We start from the raw sequence: 4,381 nt of genomic DNA, 5'->3' as shown, positions 1-4,381 counted from the left end.
GCTCACCGTCCCGCCGCCCGGGATGCCCGCGTCCGCGGTCATGACAGCGTTGGGAGCTATGGCGGCCCGGGAATTCCGCCGCACGACCTTGAAAAGCCTCAGAACCGGAGCGGGACTGGCAAGCTCGTCACGCAGCGGCCTATGGACGCGCCCCTTGACCCGGCGCACCGCGAATGTTGCAGCTTTTGGCGCCTAAGTCATTGGATTCAGCGGCGCAGAAGAATCTGTGCGCGGCCCGAGCCCCGGTTCCCCGCACAAGCCGGAAACCAGGGTCCAGAAACCCGGCTGGACTTACCGCTCGTCGAGATCGGCGAGCGTCGGCATCCGCCCCTTCGGCGTCAGGTTGTTGATCAGCTGCGGCAGGACGGTCGCGAGCTGGTTGAGCAATTCCTGCTGGCTCATGCCGGTGCGCCTGGAAAGCTCGTCCAGTACGTTGCCGCCGAGGGCGCCGCCGAGCTGGCCGGGCTCGATCGGTTGGTTCTGACCGGGACCGACCCACGTATTGACATGCTGGCCGGCGCCGCCGGCGGTCAATTTCCCGATCAGGCCGCCGAGACCGTCGAGGATGCTGGAGCTCGGGACGTCGGTCGGAATGGGCGTCGGCGCGGGCGCCGAGGAGGCCGGAGCTGGCGACGAGCCGCCGCCGAAAAGCTTACCGAGAATCAACGCGCCGACGGCGACGGCGATCGGCGTCGCCAGATTGCCGCCGGGAACCGAGTTCTTCATGGCGTCGTCAAACATTCCCATCGCTTCCTCCTCAATGACCTCGACCGCGTCCCGTCGCGACGTCCCGCCGATCGCGGCTCGGGTCGAGAAAAGATGGGCCGACACTACCGGCTTGCGTTTTCCGCGTCCATCCCGCAACAATCCCCCGGCCCGCCGGGAGGGAGCTGCCGCATCAGGGGGCGGCGGATCGGATGCCGGGCCTGCTAAAGGAGCTTGGATATGGGCGTCATCAGCTGGATCATTCTGGGGCTGATCGCAGGTTGGCTTGCAGGATTCTTCGTCAACAAGCCCGGATCGGGCGTGCTTATGAACATCGCGCTTGGGGTCGTCGGCGCGGTCGTCGGGGGGATCATCGCCGGCGCGATCTTTGGAACCGGAGTCACCGGCATCAACATCTGGAGCATCATCGTTTCGGTGATCGGCGCGGTCGTCGTGGTCTGGATCTACAACGCGGTCGTTCTTCGCCGTTAGACAGGCTTCAGCGTCCGGCGGCCTCCCAGCGCGCCGCCAACGCGTCGTCCGTCTCCTTGGCGTCGACCCAGCCTTCGACCGTTCCGTCCGCGCGAATGGCGCGCTTCCAGAATGGCGCCCGGGTCTTCAGGTAGTCCATCAGCATTTCCGCCGCCGCAAACGCCTCGCCGCGATGGGCGGAGGCCACGGCGACCAGAACGATCTGCTCGCCCGGCTCGATCCGGCCGTAGCGATGAAGGATCGTGACGCCGAGGAGCGGCCATCGGGCCTCGGCCTCGGCTGCGACCCGGGCCATCTCCGCTTCCGCCATGCCGGGATAATGCTCGAGCTCCAGCGCCGCGAGCGTTCCCCCCTCGTCGCGGCAATAGCCGACGAAGCTCGTCACCGCTCCGACGCCGCGGCGGCCCCCGGCCAGCGCCGCCGCCTCCCTGCCCGCGTCGAAGTCGTCGCGCTGGACCCGGACCGTCGCCATGGCCTCAGCCGCCCGTCATCGGCGGGAAGAAGGCGATCTCCTTCGCGCCGGCGATCGCCGCGCTATGCCGCACATGAACCCGGTCGAGCGCCGCCCGAACGGTCGCAGCCTTTTCGAAGGCGTAAGCGTAGCCTTCGCCGCGTCCCTTGAGCCACACGATCAACTCGCCGACCGTCGAGACCTCCGGCGGCGGGTCGAGCTCTTCCTCGCTCTTTCCCACGCGCTCCCGCACCCAGGCGAAATAGATGAGTTTCATCGCGCTTCATTCGTCGCCGACATGGTCGTAGCTCGCCTTCATGTAATCCCAGCCCGTGTAAAGCGTCAGGATCGCCGCGATCCACAGGAGGACGACGCCGATCGTGATCGAGCCGGGAAGCACCGCCTCGCCCGCCGGCCCGGCGATCAGGAAGCCGAGCGCGATCAGTTGCGCCGTCGTCTTCCATTTGGCGACCGCGGTCACCGGCACCGGCACCCGAAGCTCGGCGAGGTACTCGCGCAGACCCGAAACCAGGATCTCGCGACATAGGATGACGATCGCAGCCCAGAGCGTAAAGCCTGATATCGTCTGGTCGGCCGCGAGCATCAAGATCGCGGCGGAGACGAGCAGCTTGTCCGCGATCGGGTCCAGCATCCGCCCGAGCGACGACTGTTGCGCCCACGCCCTCGCCAGATAGCCGTCGAAGAAGTCGGTGACGGCGGCGGCAATGAAGATCGCGAGCGCGCTCCAGCGCGCCCACGGCGCGCCCGGCCAGAACAGAAGTCCGGCGACGAGCGGAACGGCTGCGACCCGCGCGTACGTCAATACGTTGGGCAAGGACCAGTTGCGGCTGACCGAGCGCGTCGTGGTGGAGGCCATTTGCTTGTGCACCTGACATCGTCGTCCGGCGCCCGTCAATAGCGAGCCGGAGTTCGGAGGGTTGGCCTGCTTCCGCACAAAGCTGGGGACGGGATCGGCGCCCCGACCTTTGGCGGCGCGATCCGGTTGGGATCGGTCTAGAATTGCGGCGTAAAGAGGTCAGGAGCTCTCCCATGTTGAATGTTCACGTCGTCAGCCATCCGCTCGTCCAGCACAAGCTGACGCTGATGCGTGACAAGACCGTATCGACCAAGGGATTCCGCCAGCTCCTCAACGAGATCGGGATGCTGCTGGCGTACGAGGTGACCCGAGACCTTCCGCTCGAACTGATCGAGGTCGAGACGCCGCTCGCCAAGACGATGCAACCGACGATCGCCGGAAAGAAGCTGGTCTTCGCGCCGATTCTCCGCGCCGGGACCGGCTTTCTCGACGGCATGCTCAATCTCGTTCCGAGCGCCAGGGTGGCGCACATCGGACTCTACCGCGATCCGCAGACACTGGAGGCGGTCGAATATTATTTTAAGGCCCCCACCGACGTCGCCGAACGCCTGGTCATCGTGATGGATCCGATGCTGGCTACGGGCAACTCAGCCATCGCCGCGCTCGATCGGCTCAAGCGGCGCGGGGTCAGGGACATGCGCTTCGTTTGCCTGCTTGCAGCGCCGGAAGGCGTCGAACGACTCGCCAACGCCCATCCGGACGTCGAAATCTGGACCGCCGCGATCGATGAACGGTTGAACGACCACGGATACATCGTCCCCGGACTGGGCGACGCCGGCGACCGCATGTTCGGAACCAAGTAGCGTCGCGCAGTTCGCCTAACGCGCAGCCGCGTCCTTCAACTGTGGACGAGGCGCGCTATCGTGCTGGGCCATAGAACTGGGGCAAGGACCAGTGCGGACCGCGCAGTTCTGACAATCAGAACGAGACAAAAATTTCGCTCCGTCTCGACTGACGGACAGTCTCAATCTGAACTGGACCCCGGATTTAGGACCATTGGCTAAGGTGTGAAATGACCTGCTCTGTCGCAACCGATGGAGCGAGAAATGACGAAGTCACGCAAGAAGTTTGATGCGGCGTTCAAGGCGAAGGTGGCGTTGGAGGCGCTTCGGGAGGATGCGACCGTTCCCGAGCTTGCCAAGCGGCATGACGTGCATCCGAACCAGATTTACGCTTGGAAGAAGCAGGTTCTCGACAACGTGGCGAGCCTGTTTGCGCGCGGCGCGAGCACGATCGGCGAAGGCGAGGAGGAGCGCGAGCGGGAGGCGGCCAAGCTCTACGCCACGATTGGGCAACTGACGGTCGAACGGGATTTCTTTGCCAGGAGGCCAGGGCGATGAGCGCGCCGGATAGACGCGCGATGGTGGAGCGCCCGGCGGCGGATTTGTCGGTTCGCCGGCAATGCGCGCTGCTGAACCTGACGCGCTCGGGGGTCTATCGCCGCAAGCCGGAGCCTGGGGCGGACGATCTGGCGTTGATGCGGCGGATCGACGAACTGCATCTGGAGCTGCCGTTCTATGGCTCGCGTCGGATGACCTTCGAACTCAACAGGGAAGGACGTGGGGTCAACCGCAAGCGGGTGCGGCGGCTGATGCGGGTGATGGGGATCGAGGCGCTGGTTCCGCGTCCCGGCACAAGCAAGGCCGCCCCCGGACACACGATATATCCCTATCTCCTGCGCGGCTTGGCGATCACCGAGCCGAACCATGTGTGGGCGGCCGACGTGACCTACATCCCGATGGCGTGCGGCTTCCTCTATCTGGTGGCGATCATCGATTGGGCGAGCCGGGCAGTTCTGGCGTGGCGGCTGTCGAACACCAACGATGCGAGCTTCTGCGCGGCGGCGCTCCAGGAGG

The 4,381-nt window shown here is 65.5% G+C and carries 8 protein-coding genes; 4 read left to right on the top strand and 4 right to left on the bottom strand.

Annotated elements, in window-relative coordinates; translation table 11 throughout:
- Window positions 1–291 precede the first annotated feature (291 nt).
- Window positions 292–831, bottom strand: a complete 540-nt coding sequence (locus ACLP25_RS13625; protein WP_442469729.1) for a YidB family protein — start codon at window positions 829–831, stop codon at window positions 292–294.
- 114 nt (window positions 832–945) lie between these two features.
- Here ACLP25_RS13625 and ACLP25_RS13620 point away from each other — a divergent pair, with 114 nt between their 5' ends.
- Window positions 946–1,197, top strand: coding sequence for a GlsB/YeaQ/YmgE family stress response membrane protein (locus ACLP25_RS13620; protein ID WP_442469728.1), 252 nt, complete (start codon window positions 946–948; stop codon window positions 1,195–1,197).
- A 7-nt stretch (window positions 1,198–1,204) separates the two neighbouring features.
- Here ACLP25_RS13620 and ACLP25_RS13615 read toward each other — a convergent pair whose 3' ends face one another.
- From ACLP25_RS13615 to pgsA, 3 genes are read right to left on the bottom strand one after another with little or no spacing between them, the layout of a single operon-like run.
- Entirely contained in the window at window positions 1,205–1,669 is a 465-nt protein-coding gene (locus tag ACLP25_RS13615) for a molybdenum cofactor biosynthesis protein MoaE (protein WP_442469727.1), read from the bottom strand.
- Window positions 1,670–1,673: 4 nt separating this feature from the next.
- Window positions 1,674–1,925 carry a molybdopterin converting factor subunit 1 gene (moaD, locus tag ACLP25_RS13610; RefSeq protein WP_442469726.1) on the bottom strand — a complete coding sequence of 84 codons (252 nt, stop codon included), beginning with the start codon at window positions 1,923–1,925 and terminating at the stop codon, window positions 1,674–1,676.
- Between the two features lie 6 nt (window positions 1,926–1,931).
- On the bottom strand, window positions 1,932–2,525 hold the full coding sequence (gene pgsA, locus ACLP25_RS13605; RefSeq protein ID WP_442469725.1) for a CDP-diacylglycerol--glycerol-3-phosphate 3-phosphatidyltransferase: 594 nt from the start codon (window positions 2,523–2,525) through the stop codon (window positions 1,932–1,934).
- A 173-nt stretch (window positions 2,526–2,698) separates the two neighbouring features.
- Between pgsA and upp the strand changes: the two genes are divergently transcribed.
- The 3 genes from upp to ACLP25_RS13590 all read left to right on the top strand — a co-directional run.
- Complete coding sequence (upp, locus tag ACLP25_RS13600) at window positions 2,699–3,328, top strand: uracil phosphoribosyltransferase (RefSeq protein WP_442469724.1); 630 nt, start codon at window positions 2,699–2,701, stop codon at window positions 3,326–3,328.
- 243 nt (window positions 3,329–3,571) lie between these two features.
- Complete coding sequence (locus ACLP25_RS13595) at window positions 3,572–3,865, top strand: transposase (RefSeq protein WP_442469723.1); 294 nt, start codon at window positions 3,572–3,574, stop codon at window positions 3,863–3,865.
- Window positions 3,862–4,381, top strand: a 520-nt coding sequence (locus ACLP25_RS13590) for an IS3 family transposase (protein WP_442469722.1), incomplete at its 3' end; no start/stop codon positions are given. The genes ACLP25_RS13595 and ACLP25_RS13590, both read left to right, overlap by 4 nt.

The organism is Roseiarcus sp. (assembly GCF_052145395.1).
Lineage (GTDB): Bacteria > Pseudomonadota > Alphaproteobacteria > Rhizobiales > Beijerinckiaceae > Roseiarcus.
The sequence above is the reverse complement of the archived record's forward strand: the minus strand, read 5'-3'. Positions and strand labels throughout refer to the sequence as shown.

Excerpts from the sequence above, each read along its gene's own strand:
- ACLP25_RS13620 (WP_442469728.1), top strand. The coding sequence starts at position 946 with ATGGGCGTCATCAGCTGGATCATTCTGGGGCTGATCGCAGGTTGGCTT.
- ACLP25_RS13615 (WP_442469727.1), bottom strand. The coding sequence starts at position 1,669 with ATGGCGACGGTCCGGGTCCAGCGCGACGACTTCGACGCGGGCAGGGAG.
- moaD (WP_442469726.1), bottom strand. The coding sequence starts at position 1,925 with ATGAAACTCATCTATTTCGCCTGGGTGCGGGAGCGCGTGGGAAAGAGC.
- pgsA (WP_442469725.1), bottom strand. The coding sequence starts at position 2,525 with ATGGCCTCCACCACGACGCGCTCGGTCAGCCGCAACTGGTCCTTGCCC.
- upp (WP_442469724.1), top strand. The coding sequence starts at position 2,699 with ATGTTGAATGTTCACGTCGTCAGCCATCCGCTCGTCCAGCACAAGCTG.
- ACLP25_RS13595 (WP_442469723.1), top strand. The coding sequence starts at position 3,572 with ATGACGAAGTCACGCAAGAAGTTTGATGCGGCGTTCAAGGCGAAGGTG.